The sequence below is a fragment of the Gordonia sp. YY1 genome, assembly GCF_009872315.1.
In the GTDB taxonomy this organism is placed as follows: Bacteria; Actinomycetota; Actinomycetes; order Mycobacteriales; family Mycobacteriaceae; genus Gordonia; species Gordonia amicalis.
On the sequence record NZ_WXYI01000021.1, the window covers coordinates 1 to 26,519 of the forward strand.

Sequence of the window (26,519 nt, forward strand, 5' to 3'; positions counted from 1 at the left end):
TCCACACCTCACTCGGAGGTCTTCCCTATGTCACGCCGACTCGCCGAACCCCGTACCTAACGTCCCGGGTCAGTACAACTAGCGCGTGAGGTGAAAATCAGGTTGCGGAATCTATGCGGTGACGCCCGGGCCCGTGACCGGTGTGATCGGCAGCCGCAGCGCGCCGGGAGCGTCCGCCGGGACGACGGGCGCCGCCGGGACCGTGGGGTCGATCCGCTGGTACGACTCCCCCTGCGCGGGCCGACGGTCTTCCTCACCCTTGTTGGGCCACAACGCGACCGCCCGTTCGGCCTGCGCACAGATCGTCAGCGACGGATTCACACCGAGGTTCGCCGAGACCGACGCGCCGTCGGCGACGTGCAGCGTCGGGTAGTTCCACACGCGCTGATACGGATCGATGACACCGCTGTCCGGATCGTCGGAGATGGCGCAGCCACCGAGATAGTGGGCGGTCAGCGGCATGTTGAGGATGTCACCCCAGGTGCCGCCGGCGACGCCGCCCTTCAGCTTGGCCGCCATCCGGCGAGTTGCCTCGTTACCCTTGGGAATCCATGTCGGGTTCGGCTCGCCGTGACCCTGCTTGCTGGTGATGTAACGCAGCGGTCCGCGCTTGCGCACGAAGGTCGTCAGCGAGTTGTTGTTGTTCTGCATGACCAGCGCGATCACCGTCCGCTCACTCCACTGGCGCACGACGAGCAGCCGCACCAGCAGGAACGGGTTCTTCGCGACCTGCTTGAGGAACTGCCCGAACCGGTTGCGGCGCGTGCCGCCGTCGGTGAGCAGCGTCTGCAAGTAGGCAATTGCATTGGAGCCCTTGCCATATCGCACCGGCTCGATGTGAGTGTTCGGTTCCGGATAGAACGACGACGTGATCGCGACGCCGCGTGAGTAGTCGTGCTCGGGGTCGACCCGCGAACCCATCGCGCCCAGGATCGACTCCGAGTTGGTCCGGGTCAGCCGGCCCATCGCATCCGAGATCTGCGGCAGCGTGGTGACTTTCGCGTGATGCATCAGACGCTGGGTGTTGAACGTCCCCGCCGCGAGAATCACCTGGCCGGCGGTCAACGTGCGCCGACGACGTCCCAACGGCCCCCACGACGACGAGTGGTGTGTCCCGACCTCCCACGAGCCGTCTGCCCGCTGGACGAGGGAGTCGACCGTCGTCCGGTCGATGATGGTGGCGCCGTTGCGTTCGGCGAGTCCGAGGTAGTTCTTCAGCAGGGTGTTCTTGGCGCCGACGCGGCAGCCGGTCATGCAGGCACCGCATTCGGTGCACGCGGTGCGGTCGGGTCCGGCGCCGCCGAAGTACGGGTCGGGCACCGTCTCGCCGGGTGCACCGTCGAGTCCGGCCTTGGCACCGAAGAACACGCCGACGGGCGTGGGCGTCACGGTATGGCCGACGCCCATCTCCTCCGCCACCTCCGCGACGATCCGGTCGGAGTCGGTGATGGTCGGGTTGGTGACCACGCCGAGCATCCGCCGGGCCTGGTCGTAGTACGGGGTGAGCTCGTCCTCCCAGTCGGTGATGTGGTTCCACTGGGGGTCGGTGAAGAACGGTGTCGGAGGCTTGTACAGCGTGTTCGCGTAGTTCAGCGAACCGCCGCCCACACCCGCGCCGGCCAGGATCATCACGTCTTTGAGCGCATGGATGCGCTGGATGCCGTAGAGACCGAGCTTCGGGGCCCACAGCCAACGGTTCAGCCGCCAGCTGGTCTTGGCGAACTCCTCGTCCTCGAAGCGGCGTCCCGCCTCGACGACACCGACGCGGTAACCCCTCTCCACCAGTCGGAGCGCGCTCACGCTGCCACCGAATCCGGAGCCGACGACGAGGACGTCGAAGTCGGTGGAGCTGTCGGATCGCTTTGTCACACCCATGGAAACCATACTAATGGCTGTAATCACATGGGATGAGCCAGGTCACCCTAACCCTTCGATACGCGGGAAGCGGTCAAGCGTGGACGGACAACCCCACCCGCTGGAACTCCTTGAGGTCGCAGTACCCGGCCTTGGCCATCGCGCGCCGCAGCGCACCGACGAGGTTGAGCTCGCCGAACGGATCGTCGGACGGGCCGTTGAGGACTCGATCGAGGCTCGGGCGGTCGGCGTTGCCGGCCACCTGGAGCAGCGCCCCGCGCGGGGTGTCGGGGTGAGCGGCGGCCGACGGCCAGTACCACCCACCACCGGGAGCCGACGCCGAGGCGGCGAGCGGCGTACCGAGCACCGCGGCATCGGCACCGCAGGCGATGGCCTTGACCAGGTCACCCGAGGTGTGGATGTCGCCGTCGGCGATGACGTGGACGTAGCGTCCACCGGTCTCGTCGAGGTAGTCGCGACGGGCGGCGGCCGCATCGGCGATGGCGGTCGCCATCGGCACGCCGATGCCCAGCACCTCACCGGTGGTCGTCGCTCCGGCTGCCGAGCCGTAGCCGACGATGACGCCCGCCGCACCGGTGCGCATCAGGTGCAGCGCGGTGCTGTGATCGAGGACGCCGCCGGCGATGACCGGGATGTCGAGGTCGGCGATGAACGTCTTCAGGTTCAGCGGTTCGCGCTGGGCCCCGTCGGCGTCGACCTGCGCGACGTGCTCGGCGGAGATGATCGTGCCGTGCACCACGAGGAGTTCGACACCCGCCTTGAGGAGGGCGGGGGTCAGTTCCGGTGCGTGCTGCGGGCTGACGCGCACCGCGGTGGTGACACCGGCGTCGCGAACCTGCGCAACCGCTTCGGCGAGAAGACCGCTGTCGAGGGGTGCGGCGTGCAGCTTCTGCAGATGACGCACCGCCGCATACGGATCGGGATCGCCCGCGGCGATGGCGGCCAGCTCCTCGAGCTTGGCCTCGACGTCGCGATGCCGCGCCCACAGTCCCTCGCCGTTGATGACGCCGAGCGCGCCGAGCTTGCCGAGCTCGATGGCCACCGACGGCGACACCAGGGCATCGGTCGGGTGGCTCAGGATCGGGGACTCGAATCGATAGGCATCAATCTGCCACGCGGTGGAGACATCCTTGGACGAACGGGTCCGACGGGACGGGACGATGCTGATGTCGTCCAGTTCGTAGGTCCGTCGGGCCGTCCGGCCCATGCCGATTTCGACGAGGTCACGCACCAGTGCGCCTTTCTGCGGAGTTCAACTGCACGACGACCCTACGGCGTCCCCGGTCCGGAGGGACCGGCGGGAACGGCCGCGGGGATGTCAGCGGGAATAGTAGTTGGGCGCTTCGGAGGTGAGGGTGATGTCGTGGGGATGCGACTCCTTGAGCCCGGCCGCGGTGATCTGGACGAAACGTGCGGTCTGGAGATCGGTGATCGACGACGAACCGGTGTAGCCCATCGCGGCACGCAGGCCACCGACGAGCTGGTGGATCACCTGCGCCAGCGGACCGCGGAACGGCACGCGACCCTCGATGCCCTCGGGGACGAGCTTCTCCTCCTTGAGGACGTCGTCCTGGAAGTAGCGGTCCTTCGAGTACGACTTGGCCTGGCCGCGGCCCTGCATCGCGCCGAGTGAACCCATGCCGCGGTAACTCTTGAACTGCTTGCCGTTGACCAGGACGAGTTCGCCCGGCGCCTCGGCGGTGCCGGCGAGCAGCGAGCCGAGCATCGCGGTCGACGCACCGGCGGCGAGCGCCTTCGCAATGTCGCCCGAATACTGCAGACCGCCGTCGGCGATGACCGGCACACCGGCCTTCTGGCACACGGCGACCGCCTCGAGGATCGCGGTGATCTGCGGGGCACCCACGCCCGCCACCACGCGGGTGGTGCAGATCGAGCCCGGTCCGACGCCGACCTTGACCGCATCCGCACCGGCGTCGATGAGCGCTTGGGCGGCCTCGCGGGTCGCGACGTTTCCGCCGACGACGTCGACACGATCGCCGACCTCCGCCTTCAGCTTGGCGACCATGTCGAGCACGAGGCGATTGTGCGCATGGGCGGTGTCGACGACGATCACGTCGACGCCCGCGTCGGCCAGGGCCATCGCGCGGTCCCACTGCGGCCCACCGGTACCCACCGCGGCGCCGACGAGGAGACGACCGTCGGAGTCCTTGGTGGCATTCGGATGCTGTTCGGTCTTGACGAAGTCCTTGACGGTGATGAGACCGGTGAGTCGACCGTTGCCGTCCACGATCGGCAGCTTCTCGATCTTGTTGCGACGCAACAGCCCGAGCGCGGCCTCGGCGGACACGCCCTCCTGCGCCGTGATGAGCGGCGCCTTGGTCATGACCTCGGCGACCGGACGGTTCTGGTCGACCTCGAAGCGCATGTCGCGGTTGGTGATGATGCCGACGAGCTCACCCTTGTCGTCGACGACGGGCAGCCCGGAGATCCGGTACCGCGCACACATCGCGTCGACCTCGGCGAGGGTGTGCGACGGCGTGCAGGTGACCGGATCGGTGACCATGCCGGCCTCGGACCGCTTGACGGTCTCCACCTGGGCGGCCTGCGCTTCGATGGACAGGTTGCGGTGGAGCACGCCCATGCCGCCGGCGCGCGCCATCGCGATGGCCATGCGAGACTCGGTGACGGTGTCCATCGCCGAGCTCACCAGCGGCACCCGCAGCGTCACGTTCTTGGTCACTCGCGAGGAGGTGTCGACCTCACTGGGGATCACGTCCGAGGCCGAGGGCAGCAACAGGACGTCGTCGAAGGTCAGGCCGAGCATTGCGACCTTGCCGGGATCGTCTCCACCGGTGCGAACATGCGTCATCGGTCCATCGTATCGAGTCGACCGATGCGGCGATCGTCACACGTGTACTCCGGCGCCGGTGAGGCGTCCGGGACCCCGCGTTCCCACGTTCGGGAACCTCCTCCGGCACCGGCTCGGATACCTTCGGAATACCTTTGGAGGGCTACGGCGGAACAGCGCCCGGATCGGCTACGGTGGTGGTGTGCGTGACCACCTGCCACCCGGCCTCCCGCCGGATCCGTTCGCCGACGACCCGAGCGATCCCGCTTCCGCACTGGACAGTGTGGAACCGGGCATCCCTCTGGACGAGAACGAGCGGCTGGCGGTCGAGGAGGACCTGGCCGATCTCGCGGTCTACGAGGCGCTGCTCGCCCACCGCGGCGTCCGCGGTCTCGTCGTCGTCTGCGACGACTGCCACGAGGACCATTACCACGACTGGGACATGCTCCGGGCCAACCTGATCCAGCTGCTCATCGACGGGACCGTCCGGCCGCACGAGCCGGCCGTCGACCCGCGACCCGACGCCTACGTCACCTGGGACTACTGCCGCGGCTACGCCGACGCCCGCAACCATTTCGACGAAGGCCGCTGACACCAGCGGGCCACCGCCCACCAGACCGACATCTCCCCGTCAGACGACTACGCCCGTACCGATCTCGGTACGGGCGTAGTCGTCTGCGGTTGTTCCTGCGGATCTAGCGGGGCCGTCCGTCCGACGCGTCGACACCGGGCGGCGGTGTCCACGGGAAGGCCGGGAAGTCGGCGGGTGTACGCGACACCGAGGAACTCGTCGTGGGTTCGGTGGGCCCGGTGGTCGGCTCGCTCGGCGGGGCCGACTGTGACGGCTCCTCGGTCTGACCGGGCTCCTCCGCGGGAGGCGGCACCTCGGTCGTCGGCGTCGTGGTCACCGAACTGTCGGAGGGCGACCTCTGGTCGGTCCGGTTGCGCACGTCCGGATCGGTGGTCGTTGCGCCGGATTCGGTCGCCGCGGATTCCGACTGACCGGCCGACGACGTCGCATCCCGGGTCGGCGGCAGGCCGACCCCGGCGCGGAGCCGGTTCATCCAGTCCGACATCTCCTCCCGGCTGTCCTTGTCGCGCATCGGCCCCATGCTGCTCTGGGCCTTCGCGATGAAGCTCGCGGCCGCCTGCGTGTCGCCTGCGGCGATCGCCGCCTCGGCACGTTCGAGGTCCGCGCGCACATCGTGGGCGGCCTGGGTCTCCGACGCCGCCTCGGCGAACACGACCTGCTTGACGCCCCACAGCGGGTCGCCCGGTTGCGAGCCCTCGGACAGGACGGTCAGGCCGGCCGCTGCCACGATGACGATCGCGGCCGCGCCGGACACCACGCGCAGGTGGCGCACCATACGGCGGCCACGACTCGCGCGTTCGGTGCTCGCGATCGCGCGCTCGACGTCGTCGACGGACACCAGCTGCGACACCGGGGTCGACACGACGTCGTTGCGCCACCCCGAGAGAAGTTCTGCGAGTTGGTACTCGGTGCTGTCACGCGTGGGGACGGGCACATCGTGGGAAAGCGCGTCGAGGAAGTTCTCGTCGAAACCGACCTCGGCGAAGTCCAGTGATTCCGCACCGATTGCACCCGCTTCGTGCTCGAGAGCGTCACCGCCGGTTGCGGGTCCTCCGGTGGCGGGACCTCCGGTGGACGGGCCGCTCGGTCCCGGTCCTCGACCTCGGCTCGACGGCTGACCCGGACGGCCGAGATGTTCGCGTCCGTGGACAAAGCGACGATCGCGCCAGTCAGACTCCCCGCTCATCGTGACCTCCTGTCCGTTTCAACTCGTCTTTCAGCTTCGCCAGCGCCCGGTGTTGGGCCACTCGAACCGCACCCGCGGTGCTCCCGATCATCTGGGCCGTCTCCTCGGCCGACATGCCGACGACCAGCCGCAGTACCAGCACCTCACGCTGCTTGTCCGGAAGTATGTCCAGTAACGCGCGCATCTGCCTACTGCCGTCGGCGTCGAGAGCGGACTGCTCCGGTCCGCCGGTCACATGACCCACCTCGGGCACATCCTCCACCGGATCGGACTTGACCCGGGCGGCCACCCGCATGGCGTCGGCGACCTTGTGTGACGTGATGCCGTAGACGAAGGCCATGAACGGCTTGCCCTGGTCCCGATAACGGGGCAGCGCGGTCATCACCGCCATCAAAGCCTCCTGCGCGATGTCGTCTGCGGAGAACAGATGACGTTCTCCTACTCCGATTCGCCCTCGGCAATAGCGCAGGATCGGTTCCTGCACGCTTTCGAGGACAGAGGTGAGAGCTGCACGATCGCCATGGCCCGCGGCCCGGACAGCGTCGTCCAACTCACCACCTGACAGCTTCATCGCGCGTAGGAATCCCCGTGTTACAGATCGGTTGACCGTCGTGAGGCGGTCCTGTTACGGGCCGCGACACCCCTGAACGTCACCGCAACGCACGAGGCAGACCCTCAAACACCTTAGCCATCACTCCGCGGGCGTCAGTGCCATGCCCTTGCCGCTCAGCGTGGCGCGCAGTTCTCGACATCTCTCCTCTTCCGACGCCGACGCCACGCCCGTGCCGACGAGCAGGCTCGTCGCCGCCCATTCCAGGGGCATCAAACCGTGTTCACCTGCATCGACGACGACGCGACGGGCCCGCGCGGCCGATGCCTCGGAATTCCCCGCCCCGGCGAGGGCCGCCGCGTGGATGAGAGAGGTCTTCACGCGATGCCGGACCGGCACGTCCGAGGTGCCGGCCAGATGACGGACGAGCCGGTCGGCGGCCTCTGCATGAGCCAACCCCGCGGCGACGTCTCCGGAGTACAGCCCGAGTTCGGCACTGACCCATTCCCAGCGCAGCCGGCACCGGCCGTGGGTGAGCCAGTCCACGGCTTCCGATGAGGCCCACCCCTCCGGGCCGGACCCGCCCGGCCCGGACAGCTGCTCCCGAGCACGACCGAGCAGTCGCGCCGACGCCCGGAAACGAAGGAGACCGAGATTGTCGGCAGCCAGTCCGATGAGAGCATCGGACTGTGCGGCCCGTACCGGGTCGATCCGAGCCGAGTCATCCCGTCCCAGATCGTCCGCGACCGGATGGACACCCGCGACCGTTGCGAAGGCGACCCCGTCGAGTCCCAGCGCGAGATCGTGGCGTCCGCCCTGCCGCAGCAGCGAGGCCGTCGTGCTCCGGCACAGCGACAGCAACGCGGCGGCGGGTCCGCGGGGCGTCGACCCCTGTGTGGACCTCACGTCCTCGTCCAACCGCGCCAGCATGGTGAGCGCCGCGGCGTATTCACCGCGGCCTCCCGCCTCCACCGCGGCCTCCCAACGCAGTTCAAGAGCCTTGTCGAGGCCCCGTGAAGTGGTCTTGATCACTACTTCTCTTTTGGTTTGCATGAATTTAACGAACGATTCCCAACGTTAATCCTGCGACCAGATCACCGGCGGATAATAACCAGATTTCCTCGGTGTTAACCGTTGACACGGCCGTCGTTCGATGATCAGGTCGTGTTCACTCGTCGAGGAAAGCATTGGTCTTTCCATCTACGCAGGTCGCGGCCCATTACCTTCGTCCGATCAGAGGGCGTGACAACCCCTCGACCCCGCTGTGCTAGCACCATCCGTTCATCTAACCCGCCGTTAACATTTAGGAGACTTTCACTGCCCCGATGTCTGATTTCGACGGTATTGACGCCATTTCTCAGGGCCGCTTAATGTGAGCCCAAGCGTTGCAGGAAATCGACGTTTCTCGACCGAGCACCTCGGTGCGGCCTTAGACAAGGAGTAGCTGCCATGCCTCAGCCCAATCATCTCCCCGGCCCCAACGCAGACATCTGGGACTGGCAGATGTCCGGCCTCTGCCGCGGCGTCGACTCGTCGATGTTCTTCCATCCTGACGGTGAACGTGGCCGTGCGCGCGCCCAGCGTGAACGTCGGGCGAAGGAGCTGTGCCACCAGTGCCCCGTCATCGCCCAGTGCCGCGAGCACGCGCTGGCAGTGGCCGAGCCCTACGGGATCTGGGGCGGACTCTCGGAGTCCGAACGCAGCATGCTGATGAAGCGCGGCGTCGGTCGCCGCATGGCGAGCTGAGCAGTCCGTAGCCGCCGGCGGACGGCGAGCAGGGCCCTGCGGACACCACCGCGAACGACACAGGAGCCGGACATCCTCGGAGGATGCCCGGCTCCTGTGTGTGTATCACCGCTCGATCGGTGAACTACCGCTCGATCAGTGCGAGTGACCGTGTCCGGCGTGGCCGGCGGGCTCCTCGGCGGGTCGATCGGTGACCGCGGTCTCCGTGGTGAGCACCATGCGGGCGACCGACGCGGCGTTGACGACCGCGGAACGGGTCACCTTCACCGGATCGATGATGCCCTCGCCGACGAGGTCCCCGTAGGTGAGGCTCGCGGCGTTGAAGCCCTCGTTCTTGCCGAGGTTGGACACCTTGTCGACCACCACGGCGCCGTCGAGACCGGCATTGGAGGCGATCCAGTACAGCGGCGCCTTGGCAGCATCCCGCACCACGCGGACGCCCAGCGCCTCGTCGTCGGTCAGCGAGGCGGCGAGCTCGTCGAGCACCTTCGACGCCTGCACGATCGCCGAACCACCGCCGGGGATGATGCCCTCCTCGACCGCGGCCTTGGCTGCGGCGACGGCATCCTCGACGCGGTGCTTGCGTTCCTTGAGCGAGGTCTCGGTGGCCGCACCGACACGGATGACGGCGACCCCGCCGGCCAGCTTGGCCAGACGCTCGGAGAGCTTCTCCTTGTCCCAGTCGGAGTCCGACTCCTCGATCTCACGACGCAGCTGCGCGGCGCGGCCGGCGATCGCCTCCTTGGTACCCGCACCCTCGACGATGGTGGTGGCGTCCTTGGTGACGACGACACGACGTGCCGAGCCGAGGACCTCGAGGCCCACGGTCGACAGGCTCAGGCCCACGTCCGAGGTGACCACGGTGCCGCCGGTGACGACCGCCAGGTCCTCCATGAACGCCTTGCGGCGGTCACCGAAGAACGGCGACTTCACCGCGACGGCTCGGATGGTCTTGCGGATCGAGTTCACGACCAGGGTCGACAACGGCTCGCCCTCGACGTCCTCGGCGACGATCAGCAGCGACTTGCCCGCCTCGACGACCTTCTCCAGCAGCGGCAGGAACTCCGGCAGCGAGCTGATCTTGTCGCGGTACAGCAGCACGAGCGCATCCTCGAGGACCGCTTCCTGGCTGTCGACGTCGGTGACGAAGTACGGCGAGAGGAAGCCCTTGTCGAACTGCACGCCCTCGGTGATCTCGAGTTCGGTCTGCAGCCCCGAGCCCTCTTCGACGGTGACGACGCCATCGGCGCCGACCACGGACATCGCCTTGCCGACCATCTCGCCGATCTCCTCGTCACGAGAGGAGACGGTGGCGATCTGGGCGATGGACTGCTCGCCGGCGACCGGGGTCGCGGCGGCCAGTAGGGCTTCGCTCAGCGCGTCGGCGGCCTTGCTGATGCCCTGTCCGAGTGCGATCGGGTTGGCACCGGCGGCGACGTTGCGCAGACCGGCCTTGACCATCGCCTGCGCGAGAACCGTTGCGGTGGTGGTGCCGTCACCTGCGACGTCGTTGGTCTTGGTCGCCACCGACTTGACCAGCTGGGCACCGAGGTTCTCGAAGGGGTCCTCGAGGTCGATGTCGCGGGCGATGGTGACACCGTCGTTGGTGACACTCGGTCCACCGAATGCCTTGGCGAGGACCACGTGCCGGCCGCGCGGGCCGAGGGTGACCTTCACGGTGTCGGCGAGCTGGTCGATGCCTCGTTCGAGCGCCCGCCGCGCGGTTTCGTTGAATTCAATCTGCTTGGCCATGAATCTCTTTCTTCGCGGGAGTCGGTCGAGACAACGCACACCGCCCCGGTACCCCTGCACGGGGAGCCGGGGCGGTGCGTCGAATCGCGAACGACTCGCGGGGTCTGTAGAGCCCGAGTCCTACTTGCCGATGACGGCGAGGACGTCGCGCGCCGACAGGATCAGGTACTCCTCGCCGGCGTACTTGATCTCGGTGCCGCCGTACTTGCTGTAGATGACGGTGTCACCTTCCTTGACGTCCACGGGGACGCGGTTGCCCTGCTCGGTGACCCGACCCTCGCCGACGGCGATGACGGTGCCTTCCTGCGGCTTCTCCTTGGCGGAGTCCGGGATGACCAGGCCCGAGGCGGTGGTCGTCTCGGCCTCGACGGCCTGCACCAGGATCTTGTCCTCAAGCGGCTTGATGTTCACGCTCGCCACGATGTGAGTCCTCAACTTTCGTACTGAGAAAGAATCTGCACGTTCATGGCCCTGGGACAAAACCTCGTCGTCGCGGGTGTCCGAGGCTTCGTTCAGCGCCAGCTAGCACTCTATACGTGCGAGTGCCAGCACTCAAGGGTGGTGGGTGCAAAATGCCGGAGTTTCGCTCCCCGCGATCGCAGCTCAGGAAGCGCCCGAGCCTCGATGCGGACCTCAGAGCTGACTGACCCGTACCGACATCGCCGGATCGGAAGCCACCGTGAGCGGCGACGGCGCCGCGCCCCCGGCGATCACATGTGCGCCCAGGGTCGCGATCATCACGCCGTTGTCGGTGCACAGTCTCGGTTTCGGCACGCGCAGCGTGATGCCGGCGGCCGCACAGCGCTCCTCGGCGAGCGACCGGATCCGCGAGTTGGCGGTGGCACCGCCACCGAGGACGAGGGTGTCGACACCCAGATCACCGCACGCGCGGACGGCCTTCATGGTGAGGACGTCGGCGACGGCCTCCTGGAACGACGCCGCGACGTCGGCCACCGGAACCGCCACCCCATCGCGCTCACATTTCTCCACGTAGCGCGCGACCGCGGTCTTGAGACCGCTGAAGGAGAAATCATGGCGGGCATCGCGTGGCCCGGTCATCCCGCGAGGGAACGCGATGGCCTTCGGATCGCCGTCGCGCGCAGCGTGGTCGAGGGCCGGGCCGCCGGGGAACCCGAGGTCCAGCAGTCGGGCGATCTTGTCGAAGGCCTCCCCTGCCGCGTCGTCGACGGTGGTGCCGAGCTCGACGATGGGCTCCGCGAGATCGGTGACGTGCAGCAGGTGTGTGTGTCCGCCCGACACGAGGAGGGCGACGCACTCGGGCATCGGTCCGTGCTCCAGCGTGTCCACGGCGACATGTCCGCCGAGGTGATTCATCGCGTACAGCGGTACGTCCCAGGCCAGCGCATACGCCTTGGCGGCCGCGACGCCGACGAGCAGCGCACCGGCCAGTCCGGGTCCGATGGTGACCGCGATGGCGTCGGGCCGGTCGATGCCGGCGGCCTCGCGGGCGCGGCGCATCGTCGGCACGATGGCCTCGAGGTGCGCGCGTGAGGCGATCTCGGGGACGACGCCGCCGAACCGGGCGTGTTCGTCGACGCTCGAGGCGACCTCGTCCGCGAGCAGCGTCGCATGGCCGGGTGTGTCACCGTCGGCCGGCGTCCAGCGCACGATGCCGACCCCGGTCTCGTCGCAGGAACTCTCGATGCCCATGACGATCACGCCGGGCCCTCCTCGGGATCGAGCGGCCGTCCCGAACTCGGGGCCCGCAACATCGTGTATGCATCCGCGCCGGACGGCTGGTAGTAATTGCGGCGGAAGCCGGCGGTACTGAAGCCGTGCCGGGAGTACAGGGTGATCGCGACGTCGTTGTCGGTGCGGACCTCGAGGAAGACCGGGGCGTCGACGGCGTCGGCCACCGTCAGCATCGCCTCCAGCAACGCCTTGCCGATTCCCCGCCCCCGGTGGGCGGGATCGACTGCGATCGTGTGGATCTCGCATTCGTAGGCATCCGGCTGACCGAGTGTGGAGATCCCGGCGTAGCCGATGACCTCACCGCCCGCACGTTCCCGCGCCGCGAAGTAGGTGTTGTACGGCGCGTTCAGTTCGGCCCGGAACGCCGAGGCCGGCCAGGGCGAGTCCTCGGCGAACATCCGCTTCTCCAGCGCCGCGCAGTGCGGGATGTCGCCGTAGGTCAGCGCGTCGATGATCAGTTCGGGGGCGGTCACCGCGCGGCTCCCAGCTTCCTGGCCTTCTGCTCGACCGCGTCGGGGCGTCGGAGATACAGCGGCACAAGTGGTTCCGGCACCACGCCGGCCTCGATTGCCGACGCGGCAGCCGCGACGAGCCCCCGGGCCGACGGCACGGTCACCTGCGGGGTCGTCTCCGTCCAGCCGACCAGCTCCAGATGCGACGCCGACCCGGACACCGCACCGACCTCGCCGGTGGTGAACACCGGGGCCAGCTCCTCGGCGACCGTCGCCGGCGCGGACACCTCAGGTCCGCGGACCCGCGCCCCGTCGCGGTACAGCGCCCAGTACACCTCGCGGCGCCGGGCGTCGGTGACGACGAGGACGTCGGGACGCCCGGCCGGCGGAGTCGTCTCGAGTGCGAGCGCGTCCAGCGAACACACGCCGTGTGCGGGAATGCCGAGTGCGTCGGCGAACGCCGCGCCGGTGGCCATACCCACACGCAGGCCGGTGAACGGTCCGGGACCACATCCGACAACCACCGCGGAGAGGGCGTCGCGGGAGATCCCGGATTCGGCAAGGCATTCCGCGATGAGAGTGGTCAGCAGCTCTGCGTGCCGGCGGTGGTCGGTGACCACGCGTTCGGCGAGCACGCGCACACCGCCGATCGTCTCGCCGGTCAGTGCGACGACGCCGGTGACGACCGAGTCGGTCGCGGTGTCGATCGCGAGCACCGTCCGCGCCGCGCCGAGACCCCGTTCAGCCGAACTCATTCTTCGGTCACCCACTCCCATTCCACGTGTCGCACATCGGTGTCCACGTCGCGACGCAACCGCACGACCAGGTATCGCTGTGCCAGTCGCTCGGCGACCCCCTCACCCCATTCGACCACGACGACCGCATCGGTCAGTTCGGTGTCCAGGTCCAGGGCGTCGAGTTCGTCCAGGCCGCCTCGTGCCGGTCTACCGGCCTCGTCGCTGCCGGCCAGGCCGAGCCGGTAGGCGTCGACATGGACCATCGCCGGGCCGTCGGGTCGGCCCGGCCGGTGCTCGCGCGCGATGATGAAGGTCGGCGAGGTGACCCGGCCCTCGACCCCCAGACCTGCGCCGATTCCGCGGGCCAGGGCCGTCTTGCCCGCACCGAGCGGGCCGTCGAGGATCACCAGGTCACCGGCGGACAACACGGTGGCGAGTTCGGCGCCGAACGCCTCGGTGTCGGCGACCTCGGGCAGCTCACGGGTTCCGGTGCGGTCGGTGACCGGTGTCGGGTGGATTCCGTCGGTGTGCGATCTCTCTGGGCTCATGCCTTCCCCAGCTTCTTCCACCAGCGCCGACGGGGCGCCGGCCGGGCGATCCGGGCGCGGTCCACGAGATCGACGATCGCGTCGCTGACCATCCGGGGTTCCTCCATCTGGACCATGTGGCCGGCCCCCTTGACCACCACGAGGCGGGAATCCGGACCGAGCTGGGAGTACATGCGCACCGAGTTCGGCAGCGTTGTCAGCCGGTCCTTGTCGCCGCACACGACGGTCGTGGGCACCTGCGCCAGCACCGGCAGTGCCGTCGATTCGTCGTGGATCTCCAAGGCGTGCAGGAAGTTCACGATGGTCTCGATCGGCGTGTTCTGGATCATCTTCTCCACGGCACTACCGAGTGCCGGGCTGAAGAACGCCGGCCCGAAGCTGGCCGCGACGAGCACGGGTTCGAGGGCTTGGCGGGTCAGGCCACGACCTGCCTGGACCAGGCGCGGCGCGCGTCGGACGCTCAGGCGGAAAGCGTCGACCACCGGATTACCCAGTCCCTCACCGAGTCCCGCCTCGGTGAGGCCACGCGACGCGGTCGCGACCAGACCCACGCCGGCAACCGGGCCCGTCGACGAGAACAGGGCCGGATGACGACGGGCCAGCCCCATCACCGTCATGCCGCCCATCGAATGGCCCACCACGACAACGGGTCCGGCGGTCACCGTGGAACGGATCACGGCCGCGGCGTCGTCGGCGAGCTGGGCGATCGTGCAGGTCTCCACCGGCGCGGGATCGCTCTCGCCGTGTCCGCGGTGGTCGTAGAAGACGAAACGGTAGTTGCGGTCGGCCCACTCCGCCGCGAGTTGGTCGCGCTGGAAGTGCCAGCTCGCCAGCCGCAGGCTGAATCCGTGTACGAAGACGATGGTGAGCTCGGGAGGTGTGCCGTCGGGAACGTCACCGAGGTCGACGGTCCGGACCGCGAGGTCGAGTCCGTCGTCGGTGGTCACCGTCCGCGCCTGCTCGTCGTACAACCTGGTGAGGTCGATGTCGGCGTGGGGATCGGACTTGCCGACGACGCTCTTGCGCGCGATGTTGCGCGCGGCGCCGACCGCCGCCATACCGCCCAGTGCCGCGACACCGGCCAGCCCGGCCAGCAGTCCGACGCGTCCGGAATCGTCCACCACACTCACCCCGCTCACTCGTCGGCCACCGCGTCACCGCGAGCCGGGCTCGCGTTCACGTAGCGCCGGACCACGCGGCTGCCGATCTGGGAGACGATCTCGTAGTCGATGGTGCCGATGGCGTCGGCCCAGTCCTTGGCGGTTAGGCCCCCGCGGGCCCCGGTGCCGAAGAGTTCGACCTCGTCGCCCTCCCGCACCCCGGCCGCGTCGGGTCCGAGGTCGACGACCAGCTGATCCATGCAGATCCGGCCGACCCCGCCGAAGAGCCGGTCACCGATCCGTACGCGAAGTCGTCCCGACAGCAGGCGCGGGACCCCGTCGGCGTAACCCGCGGGGATCACCGCGACGACGGTGTCGTGCGGTGCGATCCAGGTCTGGCTGTAGGAGACACCCTCCCCGGCGGCGACGCGCTTGACCAGGGCGATCTGCGCCGACAGCGTCATCGCCGGGATGAGCCCGAAGTCGCCGCGCTCGGGGACCGGGGTACGACCGTAGAGCGCGATCCCGGGCCGGACCATGTCACGCGCCAGGTCCGGACGAGTCAGTGCCGCAGGTGAATTCGCCATGTGGATGATCTCGGGCGCCGCGCCGAGGCGAGCGAGGTCGGCGGCTGCGGCGTCGAGCCGGGCGGCCTGTTCGCTGTTGAGTGGATGGTCGGGTTCGTCACCGCGGGCGAGGTGACACATCACCGCGCGGACGGTGACGGCTCCCTCAGCGTGCACCTTCGCGATCTTCACGGCGAAGTCGTCCCACTCGTCGGCCGCGACGCCGCTCCGGTTGAGTCCGGTGTCGACCTTGACCGTGACACTCGCCGCGACTCCGGTGGCACGGGCGGCCGCGACCACCGCGTCGAGCTGGGTGGACGAGGACAGGGCGATCTCGATGTGGTCGGTGACCGCGCCCTCGAAGTCCGCGGCCGGGGTGTGCAACCAGGCGGTGATCGGGGCGTCGATCCCGGCGGCACGCAGGGCGCGGGCCTCGGTGATGTGCGCGACGCCCAGCTCGGCGGCGCCCGCGGCCAGTGCGGTCCGCGCGACCGGCACGGCGCCGTGACCGTAGGCGTCGGCCTTCACGACGGCCATCACGGCAGCATTCGAGGTCGTCCGCAACACGTCGAGGTTGTGCGCGATGGCGCCGAGGTCGACGGTCGCGGTCAGAGCAGGGGAAGTCATCGCCGACCATTCTCCCAGATCGTCGCGAACGATTTGTGCGCGGAGACCTGCCCAGCGCCGTGACCAGCCGTTTCACCCGGCCGCCTATGAGGAATCACACCGATGCGGGCGCACCGGGGACACGGTTGGGCGGACGTCACGATGATGCGCGTGACGGCGTCGGCGGCTCCGCTCCTGCTCGTCGTGTGGCGAACTCGCGGATCGCCGGTCGCAGGGCCGCGAGCAGCGCGGAGGCGCCGATCGGGGCTCCCCGACTCGCCAGCAGGGCGGCGTGGGCGTGGACGCGGGCCGCCGCGGCACCCGCCTCCTGTGGTGACCGACCCGCCGCGAGCAGTGAGCCGGCGATCCCGGCCAGCACGTCGCCCGCGCCGGCGGTCGCGGCCCACGACGCCCCGGCGTCGTTTCCGACGACCCTTCCCGACGGGTCGGCGATCAGCGTGATCCGGCCCTTCAGCAGCACCGTGACACCCCACCGGGCGGCGAGGTCGGCGACCGCGGACACCCGATCGGCGCCCACCTCGGTCCCGGTCAGCCTCGCGAACTCCCCGGCATGGGGAGTCAGGAGCGTGGGCGCCCGACGGCCGTCGACGAGTGCGGGATCGGTCGAGACGATGGTGAGCGCATCGGCGTCGACGAGAACCGGCAGATCGGAGTCGAGGACGGTACGCAGCGTCGCCGTCGCGGCGGCGTCGGTGCCCATTCCCGGACCGGCCACCCATGCCTGGACGCGGCCGGCGTCGGCGAGGTCCGGAGCGGCGATCACCTCGGGGAAGTGCGAAACGACTTCGGCGTGAGCCGATCCGACATACCGCGTCATGCCCGAGGTCGCGGCCACCGCGGCCCCGGAGGCCAGGATCGCCGCGCCCGGATAGCGGTGCGAGCCGGCGACGACCCCGACCACGCCCTGGGTGTACTTGTCGTCGGCAGGTCCCGGCACCGGCCAGTCGATCTCCTCGTCGGAGTACGAGATGAGTTGCTGCGCAGCCGGTTCCGTAGGGCCACCGATGCCGATGTCGACGACGATCACGCGACCACACCGGGGCGCGGCGAGAAGGTGTGCGCGCCGGGGGAAGCCGAAGGTGACGGTGAGATCGGCGCGGACCGACGGGTCGTGGACCTCGCCGGAGTCGGCGTCGACACCGGACGGCAGATCGACTGCCACGACCGTGGTCTCGGCACCGAGACCGGCGAAGACCGCCGCCGCGGCGGGTCGCAGCGGTCCGCGGCCGCCGATGCCCACGACACCGTCGATGACGACGTCGGGATGCCCCGGCAATGAGTCGACGACACGCCCGCCGGCCGACCGGAACGCCCGTAGCCCGGCCGGGTGCGCCTTGTCGGGTGCCAGCAGCACCGCATGGGCGGCTGCTCCGCGGCGGGCGAGTTCGGCGGCGGCGAAGAGGGCGTCGCCGCCGTTGTCACCCGCCCCGACGACCACTCCTACCGTCCGCCCGTAGCATCCGCCCGTCCGGTTCAACTCCCCCACGACGGCCTGCGCGACGCCGTGCGCGGCGCGGCGCATCAGCGTTCCGTTGGCGAGGAGGTCCCCCGACGCCCGCTCGGCGTCGCAGACCTCGTCGGCGGTCAGGTACCGGGTCGACATCGGGACCGGTCTACTCGACGGTCACCGACTTGGCCAGGTTGCGCGGTTTGTCGACGTCGTAACCGCGCGCCTGGGCGACGCTGGCGGCGAACACCTGCAGCGGCACCGTGGAGACCAGCGGCTGCAGGAGCGTCGGCGTCTTCGGGATCGGGATGAACTCGTCGGCGACCGCGCGGGCGGCGGCGTCGTCGGATTCGGCGATGACGATCGTGCGCGCACCGCGGGCCTGGATCTCGCGGATGTTGCTGACCATCTTCGAGTGCAGCACCGCGCGACCGTCCGCGGACGGCATGACGGTGATGACGGGCAGACCGTCCTCGATCAGCGCGATGGGCCCGTGCTTGAGTTCACCGGCGGCGAAGCCCTCGGCGTGCATGTACGCGAGCTCCTTGAGCTTGAGCGCACCTTCGAGGGCCACCGGATAGCCGACGTGACGGCCGATGAACAGCACCGTATTGTGGTGGGCCAGCGACTGCGCGAGCTCGCGCACCGGCTCCATGGTCTCGAGGACCTCGGCGACCGAGTCGGCCATCGCCTCGATGGCCGCGAACTCGCGGGCCACCTCGTCGGCATACTTGGTGCCGCGGGCCTGCGCCAGGGCCAGACCCACCAGATAGGCCGCGACGATCTGCGCGAGGAAGCACTTGGTGGACGCGACACCGATCTCCGGACCGGCGTGGGTGTACAGCACCGCGTCGGATTCGCGCGGGATCTGCGCACCGTTGGTGTTGCAGATGGCGAGGACTCGTGCCTTCTGATCCTTTGCGTGCCGGACGGCCTCGAGCGTGTCGGCGGTTTCGCCCGACTGGGAGATCGCCACGACCAGCGTCGACCGGTCGAGGACCGGGTCGCGGTAGCGGAACTCGCTCGCCAGCTCGATTTCGACAGGCAGACGCGTCCAGTGCTCGATCGCGTACTTGGCCAGCAGTCCGGCGTGGTAGGCCGTACCGCAGGCGACGACGAAGACCTTGTCCACATCGCGCAGGTCGTCGTCGGTCAGTCGCTGCTCGTCGAGCACGATGCGCCCGTTCTGCAGGTGTCCGAGCAGGGTGTCGGCGATCGCGCGCGGCTGCTCGGCGATCTCCTTCAGCATGAAGAAGTCGTAGCCGCCCTTCTCGGCCGCCGCGAGATCCCAGTCGATGTGGAACGGCTTGCCCGCGCGCTCATTCCGGTCGAAGTCGGTGATCGTGTAGGTGTCGGCGGTGATCACGACGACCTCGTCCTGGCCGAGCTCCACGGCCTCGCGGGTGTGCTCGATGAACGCGGTCACGTCGGATCCGACGAACATCTCGCCCTGCCCGACACCCACCACGAGCGGGGTCGACCGGCGTGCCGCCACGATGGTGTCGGGATGGTCGGCGTGGGTGAACACGAGGGTGAACGCACCTTCGAGCCGGCGCAGCGCGGCATAGGCGCTGGCCACGAAGTCGCCGGCGGTCGGGCCGAGGGCGTAGTACTTGGAGACCAGGTGGACGGCGGTCTCGGTGTCGGTTTCCGAGCCGAACTCGACGCCGTCTTCTTCCAGCTCGGCCCGCAGCTCGGCGTAGTTCTCGATGATGCCGTTGTGGACGACCGCGATCTTGCCGTCGTCACTCGCGTGCGGATGCGCATTGCGGTCGGTCGGCTTGCCGTGCGTGGCCCACCGGGTGTGCCCCATGCCCGTGGTCCCCGACAGCGACTCCCGGCCGACGGTCGCGATCTGCTTCTCCAGGTTCTCCATGCGGAGCGCCTTCTTCTGGATCGCGGTGTTACCGGTGCCGTCGAGAATGGCGACACCCGCCGAGTCGTACCCGCGGTACTCCATCCGTCGCAATGCCTCGACGACGATGTCCAGGGCATCGCGGCGCCCCACGTATCCGACGATTCCACACATAGCTAGTCAGCGTACCTGCGCGCGGTGCGGACGATGCGCTCGCGCGCGGGGGCGTCACTCCAGGGTCTTGGGGACCACGACGTTCGGGGCCGCGGCGGGCACCGGAGACGCTGCGCGACGACGCCTGCGTTCCTTGGCGCCGAGCAGTTTGGCGATTCGGTCCTGTGCCTCCGGCGGATCGTCGAGGTCAACGGCCGGGACTTTGCCGAGGACGGTGTCGGGATCGGAAAACGCCTGGTACTCGGGGTCCTGGGTAAGCGTGTGGAGCAGAAATCCGGTGGTCAGCGCACGCGCGGCGCCGTGCGTCTTCTTGTCGGCCCCGTTGCTCCCCCACAGCGCGCCGATCGTGCGATGTTCGACGAGGCCCCGCGACGTCGCTCCGGGCGGCGTGCGCAGCACCACGCGGCGCTCGTCGTCTGATGTGTGGTCGGCGCCATACGCCTGCGCGAGCGGTAGCGCGTTGCCGTCGATGGTGTCGAGTTCGCCGATCGAGGAGACGATGAGCCCCGGCGCGGTCACTCGACGTGCCGCGGGCAGGAGCCCGGCGGTGGTCGGCGCCGGGAAGAGCGCGACCACACCCCGGACGTCGGGCTGCCGCTGGCCGTGCAGGATGCCCTCCGACGCAGCGATGACGGCGGCGGACGCCCCGAAACCGTGACCGGCGAAGCCCACCTTCGCGGGGTCGACGGTGATCTCGCCGAAGCCCAGCCGGACCCGGGTCACGATCGACAACGCCGAACGCAGCTCCGCGGCCATCGCGTCGTCGGACACCAGTACCCCCCGCTGACCGGCCGGGACCGCCACCACGATGCCCCACGACGCCAAGTGCTGGCACAGGTCGCGGTAGCGGCTCGGCGAGGACAGCCAGCCGTGCCCGAAGGCGATGGCGGGCAGTCGTTCCCCGCTCGCAGGGGTGAACACCTCGCCGCGGGTACCGACGATCCCGAGATCGCCGTGGAGAACGCGATTTGGGCCCCGACGGCCGAGCGCGGTCATCAGCTTCGCGGGCGACTGCGATGGTTTCGGACGCTTCTTGCCTGGCACAGCTGACAGCCTATGCGTTCGGCGGCGGCAGATGCGGACTGGCGTCGGCCATGTCGGCGGGCAGCATGATGCCGGGCAATGCGTCGGCGGCGTCGGCCTCGTGCTCCAGTTCGGCACGAAGCCGTTGCGCCGCCGACTGCTCGGCGGTGCGCCGGTGGTCGGTCATCGCGATCTCGAGATCGCGCTGTGCCGCGGAGAAACGGTGTGAGGCATCGGCGACCTCGGCGGTGGCAGAGCGCGCCAGCGCTTCGATCTGATCGGCGAGACTCACTGGTCACCCGCCAGGGCCAGATCTCCGGTCGATCGCTCGGGTGAGCTCGACGCCCCGCCGGCGGCCGGAGATGTGCGGCCGCTGCGGGTGTCGGCGACGATGTGGGTCGGTGTCGGCGTCTGCGGTCCGGGACCGGCCGCCGGCCTGCTCTCGAAAGCAGCCGGTTCGGCCCCACGAACCTTCTGCGCGACTTCGGGTTCCGCGGCCGACGAGCCGCTCAACCGGAACGGGATGTCCCCTTCGTCGGACTCGCGCACAGGTAGCACCGTCTCGGTCGGCGGGAGGGGCGGCTCGGTCGGAGCGGGTTGGGGCCGGACCGGCTCGGCAGCACGCGCGACGGGCCGGGTCTCGGGTTCGACGGGCTCGGGTTCGACGGGATAGGGATCGTCGTCGATCCCGTCGAGGGACCGGTTCAGGATGTCGAGGATTCCGGTGATCCCGCGCAATGTCGCGTCGAGGGAGGTGGTGAACAGTGCCACGCGCGACCGGATGTCCTCGACCGCGACATTGAGCGGGACACGTCCGGAGAGCACGGCCTGTGGGAGCTCGGCCGGTGGGGTTCCCGCGGCATTCGGTGCCGACAGACGCGCGAGGGCCAGATAGAAGGAGCGCAACAGACGGTCGATCCCCGATGCGGCCGCGGAGGTGGCGTCGGTGATCGTGTGCAGCAGATAGAGGTCGGATTCCGCGCGCCGCTGATGGTCGACGACGGTCTCGATCACGAACGACGCGGTCTCCCCGTGCCAGCCGTCGTCGAGCCGGACCCGCTGCTCGGGCAGGTGATGCAGCTGATCGGACACGGCTCGATGAGCGGAGACCAGCACCCGGCTGTCCGCCGCGAGCGCCGCGATGTCGAAGTCGTCCACCGCACGGAGCCCCGCACGGATCGTCACGTCGTCGGGAACCGGTACACCCATCAGCCGTCCGACCGCCAGCAACTCGGTCAGCGCCCCGGTACCGTCCTGCGCGTCCTTCCGCAGCGTGGCCAGCGAATCCGCACCCCGCCTCATCCCGTCGTCGCCCCCGATCCCGGTGCCGCACGGGTGATCTCGTCCGCGGCGTGCGCGTCGCCCGCGGCCATGATGATCGCGGAGTTCCGCAGGGTGTCGGCGAGAACGGCCGCCGCGCGTGATTGCGTTCGGAGTCGGACAGAGAGCGTGGCACTCATCTCGGCGTAGGCCGCGGCGGACGGACCCAGCGACGACACCGGGCCGCGGTCCGCATCGGTGCGCGCCCACCGGCCGAAGTCGTGCGCGGCCAGGTCGTCGGCGACCGCGTTCAGAACAAGGGACGAACGCCGGTAATAGCCCGCGACCGCGGACACCTGCTCGACGTCCATCGCGATCCGGTTCGACCCCGCGCTGTCCATGCCCACCCCCATGACGATGCCTGATGGTACCCATCCCGCGCGCTCGCCGTCTCCGCCCGGAACACGCCATCTGTTGGACGCTCACGGGACGCTGCCGGTTCCATCTCCCGGGTCGGCATCCGCGGACCTTGGGATTTCCGACAATGACCCCGCCGATGGGCCCTTCCCGTCGTCACATCCATCGCCCAGAGTGACACCGACCACACCGTCGGCGAAAGGACCATGCACGTCGTCGGCGCCAAACGCACGCTGATGCATCGGGGTCGCGATCCGCTGTCCCTCGACTTCCCGATGAACTGGCAGATCCATCTGGCCGAGAACGACGCCCTGGCCGTCCGACGGGCACGACCGAGCCTCGAGTGGTACTTCGACAACGTCATGTCCGCCGTTCCTCAGGGCGCCGCTACACCCGCGGGCTACGAGCGATACGCCGCGCTGGCAGAGGCCGCCGCGGAGGGTGCGATGTCACTGACCGGCCTGCGTGAGGGCGGGATCTGCTACGTCGGCGACCCCGAGGGGCTCATCCGCGACATCGAGATCCTCCGCGAGGAAACGGGTCTCGACCATCTCATCTGCTGGATGCGGTTCGGCGGCATGGCACACGAGGACGTCGTGCGGTCGATGGAACTGCTCGCCGACCATGTCATGCCGCATTTCGCCGACGCCCCGCCGCTGGTCCCCCGCGCCCTGCGGCACGAGGAACCCACCACCCAGACCGACAAGTTTTTCGAAATCGAGTTCGACGAAGAAGGAGAAGTCCATGAGCCATCTCGCGGTTGAGAACGATCGCCGGATCTACTTCGAGCACCACCGCGGGGACGAGCGTCCCATCGTGCTGATCCACGGGTGGGGCGCCAACACCCGCTGCTGGGACACGACCGCTCCCGCGCTCAAGGCCGCGGGCCACGAGGTCGTTCTCGTCGATCTGCGCGCCTGTGGCCGCTCCGACAAGGACTTCGAAGATGTGACGATCGCGGCGCTCGCCGCCGACGTGGTCAAGGTGGTCGAACACCTCGGCCTGTCGTCCCCGGTCATCAACGGCTGGTCCCTGGGCGGAGCGGTCGCCACCGCTGCCGCCGCCGCACTCGGCTCGCGTGCCGGCGGCCTGGTCCTGACCGGTGGTGCGTCGCCGCGCTACACCGCGACCGACGACTGGCCCTACGGCGGCTCCACCGACGACGTCGAGGGTGTGCTCGCCGGCGCCGCCGCCAACCGCGCCGACACCTTCCGCGGGGTGGCCGCGGCGGTGTGCGCAACTCCCCCGAGTTCCGATGTCCTGGACTGGATCTGGGGGATGTTCATGGAGATGGGACCCGTCGGCGACGACTCACTGCGCGACCTCGCCCGGACCGACCTGCGCAAGGAACTCGGCGGGCTCGACATCCCGATCCTGCTCCTGCACGGCCGCGACGACGCCTTCGTCCCCTTCGCCGGGGCCGAGGCCGTCCTCGAACTCAACTCGCGCGCTCGTCTCGTCCCGTTCGACGCCTGCGGTCACGCCCCGTTCCTCGAGGACCGGGACCGCTACCTCGCCGAACTGACCGGCTTCCTGAAGTCATGAGCACCCGACCCCGGGTCTGGATCGTCACCGGCGGATCGCGCGGCATCGGCCGGGCGGTCGTCGAGAACCTCACAGCCCGAGGCGATTCGGTCGTGTCCCTGGCCCGTGGCGTGTCCACCACGCCGTTCACCAGACCGGCTCAGGTCCTGGAACTGAAGACCGACATCACCGATTCCTCTTCGGTGGCCGGCGCACTGGCCACGGTCAAGGAGGAGTACGGCAGTGCCCACGGCCTGATCAACGTCGCCGGCGTGCACCGCGGTGGACGCGTCGACGATCTGAGTCGCGAGGACTGGGACCTTGTGCTGACCACCAACCTCACCGGCGCCTTCGAGATGTGCAAGGCCACGGTCCCGATCCTCGAACCGGGCTCGTCGATCGTGAATGTCGGTGCGGTGGTCGGTTTCCGGGGATTCCCGGGCGACGTCGCGTATGGCTCGGCCAAGGCCGGTCTCAGCGGTCTGACCCAGGTCCTGGCCGCGGAACTCGCCCCACGCGACATCCGGGTGAACCTGGTCATCCCCGGTTTTGTGGATACCGACATGACCTCGGGACTCAGCGACCGGGCGCGGGCGCGTGTCGTCTCGTCCATCCCGGCCGGACGTACCGGCCGGCCGGAGGAGATCGCGCAGGTCATCGTCGATGTCGCGTTGTCCACCTACATGTACGGCGCCATCGTGCCCGTCGACGGCGGACTGATGAACACCTTCAGCGGCGGTGGCCGGTGACGTGGGCTCGCGACACCCCGCACCGGTTGTGACAACCCACAAGAGACGCGAAACGCAAGGGTGACTCACGCCATATCGACCCATAACGTCGTTGTTGCACACAGTTTCTCGCCTTCCCCCGGGGGGCGGTCAGAAGGAGGCCAATCGGTGTCAACCAGTACGGCAAGCGTCAGCACGGAGCAGCAGAACAAGGCTCTGGTCGCGGAATTCATGGAGGTGTTCTCCCGCGACGACGTGGACGCCATCCTGTCCTACCTGGCGCCGACGGCCACCTGGTGGGTGGGCGGAGAGATCGAAGGCATCTCCGGGACCAAGGACAAAGAGGCATTCGGCGAAATGCTGGCCGGCCTCTCCTCCACCACCAAGACCGGTGCCATCGCCCTCACCCCGCTCGCCTTCACCGCCGAGGGAGAACGCGTCGCGGTCGAGACCGAGTCGTACTCGGAGATGAACAACGGCAAGGTCTACAACAACCTCTACCACTTCGTCTTCGTGGTCCGCGACGGAAAGATCCACGAGGTCAAGGAATTCCTCGACACCGAGCACACCCGCGCGGTCTTCCTCGGCTGAGCCCCCGGTCGCCGGCGGTCCCCGACCCTAATCCCGCCGCCGGCGGCCATTCCCCTCGAAAGACCCGATCTTTCGAGATACCCAGTACCCCAACCCCTGTGATCAAGGAGTCAATGCAATGGATGTCGGCGTACTTCTCGTCTTCCAGAACTACCACGAGAACGTGAGCGACGAAGAGGTCTTCCTGCGCGACCTCGAGCTCGGCGTACTGGCCGAGAAGGCCGGTTTCGACTCGGTCTGGTCGGCGGAGCACCACTTCGACGACTACTCGATGTGCCCGGACAACTTCGCGATCCTGTCCTACCTCGCCGGCCGGACCTCGAAGGTGAAGCTCGGCATCGGTGCCACGATCCTGCCGTGGAACGATCCGCTGCGTGTCGTCGAGAAGGCCATCATGCTGGACCAGATGTCCGGCGGTCGTGTGCTTCTCGGCATGGGACGCGGTCTGGCGAAGATGGAGTACGAGGCTTTCGGAATCCCGATGGACGAGGCGCGCCCCCGCTTCAACGAGGCCGCCGAGATGGTGCTGCGCGGACTGCGCACCGGCGTCGTCTCCGGCGACGGCCCGATGTATCCGCAGAAGGAGATCGCGCTGCGTCCCGCCCCCAATCCGAACACCTCTTGGGACGGAAGGCTTTTCGCCGCCGCGATGTCACCCGACTCGGTGCCGGTGGTCGCCGACCTCGGTGTCCAGATGATGACCTTCATGCAGTTCCCGTTCGAGCAGCATGCCGAGGCCATCAACGGCTGGAAGCAGATGTTCCGCGATGCCCAGGGCACCGAGCCCGGCCCGCCGGTCATCCAGGACTTCGTCATCTGTCACGAGGACGAGGAGGAGGCCCGTCGCCTGGCCTACGAGCACATCAACCGGTCTTCCTGTCGGTCATCAAGCACTACGACTTCGCCGGCAAGCACTGGCGTGAGACCAAGGGCTACGAGACCTACCAGGCGGGCGCGGACATGATCCGTGAGGCCGGCATGGAGGCCGCCGCCGACGCCTACGTCGAGGCGAACATCTACGGCACACCTGAGCAGTGCATCGAGAAGTACGCCTACCGCCACGAACTCATCGGCGACTTCCTGCCCAACGCGGCCTTCGCCTTCGGCGGTCTCCCCTTCGACGCCGCCGAGCAGAGCCTGAAGCTCTTCGGCGAGAAGGTCGTACCCGCGGTCCACAAGATGAAGGCCAAGACGCCCGCCGGGGTCTGACGCCATCCGAACGTCGCTGCGGCGCCGGTACTCTCCGG

The 26,519-nt window shown here is 68.8% G+C and carries 28 protein-coding genes; 8 read left to right on the plus strand and 20 right to left on the minus strand.

Going from position 1 to position 26,519, the window contains the following annotated elements; genetic code table 11:
• Nucleotides 1–111: 111 nt before the first annotated feature.
• The 3 genes from BPODLACK_RS20350 to guaB form a co-directional block, all read right to left on the minus strand.
• A complete protein-coding gene (locus BPODLACK_RS20350; protein WP_096273727.1) occupies nucleotides 112–1,875 on the minus strand; it encodes a GMC family oxidoreductase N-terminal domain-containing protein in 1,764 nt (587 codons plus the stop codon).
• A gap of 73 nt (nucleotides 1,876–1,948) precedes the next feature.
• On the minus strand, nucleotides 1,949–3,106 hold the full coding sequence (locus tag BPODLACK_RS20355) for a GuaB3 family IMP dehydrogenase-related protein (RefSeq protein WP_006434469.1): 1,158 nt from the start codon (nucleotides 3,104–3,106) through the stop codon (nucleotides 1,949–1,951).
• An 87-nt stretch (nucleotides 3,107–3,193) separates the two neighbouring features.
• The gene (guaB, locus tag BPODLACK_RS20360) at nucleotides 3,194–4,705 is read right to left on the minus strand and encodes an IMP dehydrogenase (RefSeq protein WP_024500326.1); all 1,512 of its coding nucleotides are present in this window, start codon (nucleotides 4,703–4,705) and stop codon (nucleotides 3,194–3,196) included.
• 181 nt (nucleotides 4,706–4,886) lie between these two features.
• Between guaB and BPODLACK_RS20365 the strand changes: the two genes are divergently transcribed.
• Nucleotides 4,887–5,276 (plus strand): DUF5319 domain-containing protein, encoded by a 390-nt coding sequence (locus tag BPODLACK_RS20365; RefSeq protein WP_006434467.1) that lies wholly within the window; start codon nucleotides 4,887–4,889, stop codon nucleotides 5,274–5,276.
• A gap of 103 nt (nucleotides 5,277–5,379) precedes the next feature.
• Here the strand turns inward: BPODLACK_RS20365 and BPODLACK_RS20370 are convergent, their stop codons facing one another.
• The 3 genes from BPODLACK_RS20370 to BPODLACK_RS20380 form a co-directional block, all read right to left on the minus strand.
• Entirely contained in the window at nucleotides 5,380–6,462 is a 1,083-nt protein-coding gene (locus tag BPODLACK_RS20370; RefSeq protein ID WP_006434466.1) for an anti-sigma-D factor RsdA, read from the minus strand.
• The gene (locus BPODLACK_RS20375) at nucleotides 6,446–7,033 is read right to left on the minus strand and encodes a sigma-70 family RNA polymerase sigma factor (RefSeq protein ID WP_006434465.1); all 588 of its coding nucleotides are present in this window, start codon (nucleotides 7,031–7,033) and stop codon (nucleotides 6,446–6,448) included. Before BPODLACK_RS20375 ends, BPODLACK_RS20370 begins: the two co-directional genes overlap by 17 nt.
• 120 nt (nucleotides 7,034–7,153) lie before the next feature.
• A complete protein-coding gene (locus BPODLACK_RS20380; protein WP_006434464.1) occupies nucleotides 7,154–8,044 on the minus strand; it encodes a hypothetical protein in 891 nt (296 codons plus the stop codon).
• Nucleotides 8,045–8,461: 417 nt separating this feature from the next.
• Here BPODLACK_RS20380 and BPODLACK_RS20385 point away from each other — a divergent pair, with 417 nt between their 5' ends.
• On the plus strand, nucleotides 8,462–8,758 hold the full coding sequence (locus BPODLACK_RS20385) for a WhiB family transcriptional regulator (protein WP_006360721.1): 297 nt from the start codon (nucleotides 8,462–8,464) through the stop codon (nucleotides 8,756–8,758).
• 135 nt (nucleotides 8,759–8,893) lie between these two features.
• On the opposite strand, the gene groL is transcribed toward BPODLACK_RS20385, so the two are convergent.
• The 14 genes from groL to BPODLACK_RS20455 form a co-directional block, all read right to left on the minus strand.
• Nucleotides 8,894–10,510 carry a chaperonin GroEL gene (gene groL, locus BPODLACK_RS20390; RefSeq protein ID WP_159406094.1) on the minus strand — a complete coding sequence of 539 codons (1,617 nt, stop codon included), beginning with the start codon at nucleotides 10,508–10,510 and terminating at the stop codon, nucleotides 8,894–8,896.
• Between the two features lie 120 nt (nucleotides 10,511–10,630).
• Complete coding sequence (gene groES, locus BPODLACK_RS20395) at nucleotides 10,631–10,930, minus strand: co-chaperone GroES (RefSeq protein WP_004019185.1); 300 nt, start codon at nucleotides 10,928–10,930, stop codon at nucleotides 10,631–10,633.
• A 213-nt stretch (nucleotides 10,931–11,143) separates the two neighbouring features.
• Nucleotides 11,144–12,190, minus strand: a complete 1,047-nt coding sequence (tsaD, locus tag BPODLACK_RS20400; RefSeq protein WP_024500323.1) for a tRNA (adenosine(37)-N6)-threonylcarbamoyltransferase complex transferase subunit TsaD — start codon at nucleotides 12,188–12,190, stop codon at nucleotides 11,144–11,146.
• Nucleotides 12,187–12,696 carry a ribosomal protein S18-alanine N-acetyltransferase gene (gene rimI / locus BPODLACK_RS20405; RefSeq protein ID WP_159406095.1) on the minus strand — a complete coding sequence of 170 codons (510 nt, stop codon included), beginning with the start codon at nucleotides 12,694–12,696 and terminating at the stop codon, nucleotides 12,187–12,189. Before rimI ends, tsaD begins: the two co-directional genes overlap by 4 nt.
• Nucleotides 12,693–13,430 carry a tRNA (adenosine(37)-N6)-threonylcarbamoyltransferase complex dimerization subunit type 1 TsaB gene (gene tsaB, locus BPODLACK_RS20410; RefSeq protein WP_159406096.1) on the minus strand — a complete coding sequence of 246 codons (738 nt, stop codon included), beginning with the start codon at nucleotides 13,428–13,430 and terminating at the stop codon, nucleotides 12,693–12,695. The genes rimI and tsaB overlap by 4 nt, the downstream gene beginning before the upstream one ends.
• Nucleotides 13,427–13,960, minus strand: coding sequence for a tRNA (adenosine(37)-N6)-threonylcarbamoyltransferase complex ATPase subunit type 1 TsaE (tsaE, locus tag BPODLACK_RS20415; RefSeq protein ID WP_159406097.1), 534 nt, complete (start codon nucleotides 13,958–13,960; stop codon nucleotides 13,427–13,429). Before tsaE ends, tsaB begins: the two co-directional genes overlap by 4 nt.
• The gene (locus BPODLACK_RS20420; protein ID WP_006434458.1) at nucleotides 13,957–15,099 is read right to left on the minus strand and encodes an alpha/beta fold hydrolase; all 1,143 of its coding nucleotides are present in this window, start codon (nucleotides 15,097–15,099) and stop codon (nucleotides 13,957–13,959) included. Before BPODLACK_RS20420 ends, tsaE begins: the two co-directional genes overlap by 4 nt.
• On the minus strand, nucleotides 15,096–16,253 hold the full coding sequence (alr, locus tag BPODLACK_RS20425) for an alanine racemase (RefSeq protein ID WP_006434457.1): 1,158 nt from the start codon (nucleotides 16,251–16,253) through the stop codon (nucleotides 15,096–15,098). The genes BPODLACK_RS20420 and alr overlap by 4 nt, the downstream gene beginning before the upstream one ends.
• A 136-nt stretch (nucleotides 16,254–16,389) precedes the next feature.
• Nucleotides 16,390–17,856, minus strand: a complete 1,467-nt coding sequence (locus BPODLACK_RS20430; RefSeq protein WP_006434456.1) for a bifunctional ADP-dependent NAD(P)H-hydrate dehydratase/NAD(P)H-hydrate epimerase — start codon at nucleotides 17,854–17,856, stop codon at nucleotides 16,390–16,392.
• Between the two features lie 10 nt (nucleotides 17,857–17,866).
• Complete coding sequence (gene glmS, locus BPODLACK_RS20435; RefSeq protein ID WP_006434455.1) at nucleotides 17,867–19,729, minus strand: glutamine--fructose-6-phosphate transaminase (isomerizing); 1,863 nt, start codon at nucleotides 19,727–19,729, stop codon at nucleotides 17,867–17,869.
• 54 nt (nucleotides 19,730–19,783) lie between these two features.
• The gene (locus BPODLACK_RS20440) at nucleotides 19,784–20,773 is read right to left on the minus strand and encodes a dienelactone hydrolase family protein (protein ID WP_006434454.1); all 990 of its coding nucleotides are present in this window, start codon (nucleotides 20,771–20,773) and stop codon (nucleotides 19,784–19,786) included.
• A gap of 10 nt (nucleotides 20,774–20,783) precedes the next feature.
• Nucleotides 20,784–21,044, minus strand: a complete 261-nt coding sequence (locus BPODLACK_RS20445) for a hypothetical protein (RefSeq protein ID WP_006434453.1) — start codon at nucleotides 21,042–21,044, stop codon at nucleotides 20,784–20,786.
• Nucleotides 21,041–22,054 carry a hypothetical protein gene (locus BPODLACK_RS20450; RefSeq protein ID WP_006434452.1) on the minus strand — a complete coding sequence of 338 codons (1,014 nt, stop codon included), beginning with the start codon at nucleotides 22,052–22,054 and terminating at the stop codon, nucleotides 21,041–21,043. Before BPODLACK_RS20450 ends, BPODLACK_RS20445 begins: the two co-directional genes overlap by 4 nt.
• A complete protein-coding gene (locus BPODLACK_RS20455) occupies nucleotides 22,051–22,425 on the minus strand; it encodes a hypothetical protein (RefSeq protein ID WP_006434451.1) in 375 nt (124 codons plus the stop codon). Before BPODLACK_RS20455 ends, BPODLACK_RS20450 begins: the two co-directional genes overlap by 4 nt.
• 210 nt (nucleotides 22,426–22,635) lie before the next feature.
• On the opposite strand from BPODLACK_RS20455, the gene BPODLACK_RS20460 reads away from it, so the two are divergent.
• From BPODLACK_RS20460 to BPODLACK_RS23670, 6 genes are all read left to right on the plus strand, one after another.
• Nucleotides 22,636–23,193, plus strand: coding sequence for a hypothetical protein (locus BPODLACK_RS20460; protein WP_006434450.1), 558 nt, complete (start codon nucleotides 22,636–22,638; stop codon nucleotides 23,191–23,193).
• Nucleotides 23,174–23,974 (plus strand): alpha/beta fold hydrolase, encoded by an 801-nt coding sequence (locus BPODLACK_RS20465; RefSeq protein WP_006434449.1) that lies wholly within the window; start codon nucleotides 23,174–23,176, stop codon nucleotides 23,972–23,974. Before BPODLACK_RS20460 ends, BPODLACK_RS20465 begins: the two co-directional genes overlap by 20 nt.
• Nucleotides 23,971–24,702, plus strand: a complete 732-nt coding sequence (locus BPODLACK_RS20470) for an SDR family NAD(P)-dependent oxidoreductase (RefSeq protein WP_006434448.1) — start codon at nucleotides 23,971–23,973, stop codon at nucleotides 24,700–24,702. Before BPODLACK_RS20465 ends, BPODLACK_RS20470 begins: the two co-directional genes overlap by 4 nt.
• A 147-nt stretch (nucleotides 24,703–24,849) precedes the next feature.
• Nucleotides 24,850–25,272: a nuclear transport factor 2 family protein gene (locus BPODLACK_RS20475; RefSeq protein WP_006434447.1), complete on the plus strand. Its 423-nt coding sequence runs from the start codon at nucleotides 24,850–24,852 to the stop codon at nucleotides 25,270–25,272.
• A 118-nt stretch (nucleotides 25,273–25,390) separates the two neighbouring features.
• A complete protein-coding gene (locus tag BPODLACK_RS20480; RefSeq protein WP_006434446.1) occupies nucleotides 25,391–26,236 on the plus strand; it encodes an LLM class flavin-dependent oxidoreductase in 846 nt (281 codons plus the stop codon).
• Nucleotides 26,233–26,481: a hypothetical protein gene (locus BPODLACK_RS23670; RefSeq protein WP_006434445.1), complete on the plus strand. Its 249-nt coding sequence runs from the start codon at nucleotides 26,233–26,235 to the stop codon at nucleotides 26,479–26,481. Before BPODLACK_RS20480 ends, BPODLACK_RS23670 begins: the two co-directional genes overlap by 4 nt.
• Nucleotides 26,482–26,519: the final 38 nt, after the last annotated feature.

What these genes read in the sequence shown, in the direction of transcription:
- BPODLACK_RS20480 (WP_006434446.1), top strand. Translation starts at nt 25,391, where the DNA reads ATGGATGTCGGCGTACTTCTCGTCTTCCAGAACTACCACGAGAACGTG.
- BPODLACK_RS20455 (WP_006434451.1), bottom strand. Translation starts at nt 22,425, where the DNA reads ATGGGGGTGGGCATGGACAGCGCGGGGTCGAACCGGATCGCGATGGAC.
- BPODLACK_RS20470 (WP_006434448.1), top strand. Translation starts at nt 23,971, where the DNA reads ATGAGCACCCGACCCCGGGTCTGGATCGTCACCGGCGGATCGCGCGGC.
- BPODLACK_RS20385 (WP_006360721.1), top strand. Translation starts at nt 8,462, where the DNA reads ATGCCTCAGCCCAATCATCTCCCCGGCCCCAACGCAGACATCTGGGAC.
- tsaB (WP_159406096.1), bottom strand. Translation starts at nt 13,430, where the DNA reads ATGAGTTCGGCTGAACGGGGTCTCGGCGCGGCGCGGACGGTGCTCGCG.
- groL (WP_159406094.1), bottom strand. Translation starts at nt 10,510, where the DNA reads ATGGCCAAGCAGATTGAATTCAACGAAACCGCGCGGCGGGCGCTCGAA.
- alr (WP_006434457.1), bottom strand. Translation starts at nt 16,253, where the DNA reads ATGACTTCCCCTGCTCTGACCGCGACCGTCGACCTCGGCGCCATCGCG.
- BPODLACK_RS20430 (WP_006434456.1), bottom strand. Translation starts at nt 17,856, where the DNA reads ATGTCGACCCGGTACCTGACCGCCGACGAGGTCTGCGACGCCGAGCGG.
- BPODLACK_RS20370 (WP_006434466.1), bottom strand. Translation starts at nt 6,462, where the DNA reads ATGAGCGGGGAGTCTGACTGGCGCGATCGTCGCTTTGTCCACGGACGC.
- guaB (WP_024500326.1), bottom strand. Translation starts at nt 4,705, where the DNA reads ATGACGCATGTTCGCACCGGTGGAGACGATCCCGGCAAGGTCGCAATG.
- BPODLACK_RS23670 (WP_006434445.1), top strand. Translation starts at nt 26,233, where the DNA reads ATGATCCGTGAGGCCGGCATGGAGGCCGCCGCCGACGCCTACGTCGAG.
- BPODLACK_RS20465 (WP_006434449.1), top strand. Translation starts at nt 23,174, where the DNA reads ATGAGCCATCTCGCGGTTGAGAACGATCGCCGGATCTACTTCGAGCAC.
- BPODLACK_RS20350 (WP_096273727.1), bottom strand. Translation starts at nt 1,875, where the DNA reads ATGGGTGTGACAAAGCGATCCGACAGCTCCACCGACTTCGACGTCCTC.
- BPODLACK_RS20460 (WP_006434450.1), top strand. Translation starts at nt 22,636, where the DNA reads ATGCACGTCGTCGGCGCCAAACGCACGCTGATGCATCGGGGTCGCGAT.
- BPODLACK_RS20450 (WP_006434452.1), bottom strand. Translation starts at nt 22,054, where the DNA reads ATGAGGCGGGGTGCGGATTCGCTGGCCACGCTGCGGAAGGACGCGCAG.
- BPODLACK_RS20375 (WP_006434465.1), bottom strand. Translation starts at nt 7,033, where the DNA reads ATGAAGCTGTCAGGTGGTGAGTTGGACGACGCTGTCCGGGCCGCGGGC.
- glmS (WP_006434455.1), bottom strand. Translation starts at nt 19,729, where the DNA reads ATGTGTGGAATCGTCGGATACGTGGGGCGCCGCGATGCCCTGGACATC.
- tsaE (WP_159406097.1), bottom strand. Translation starts at nt 13,960, where the DNA reads ATGAGCCCAGAGAGATCGCACACCGACGGAATCCACCCGACACCGGTC.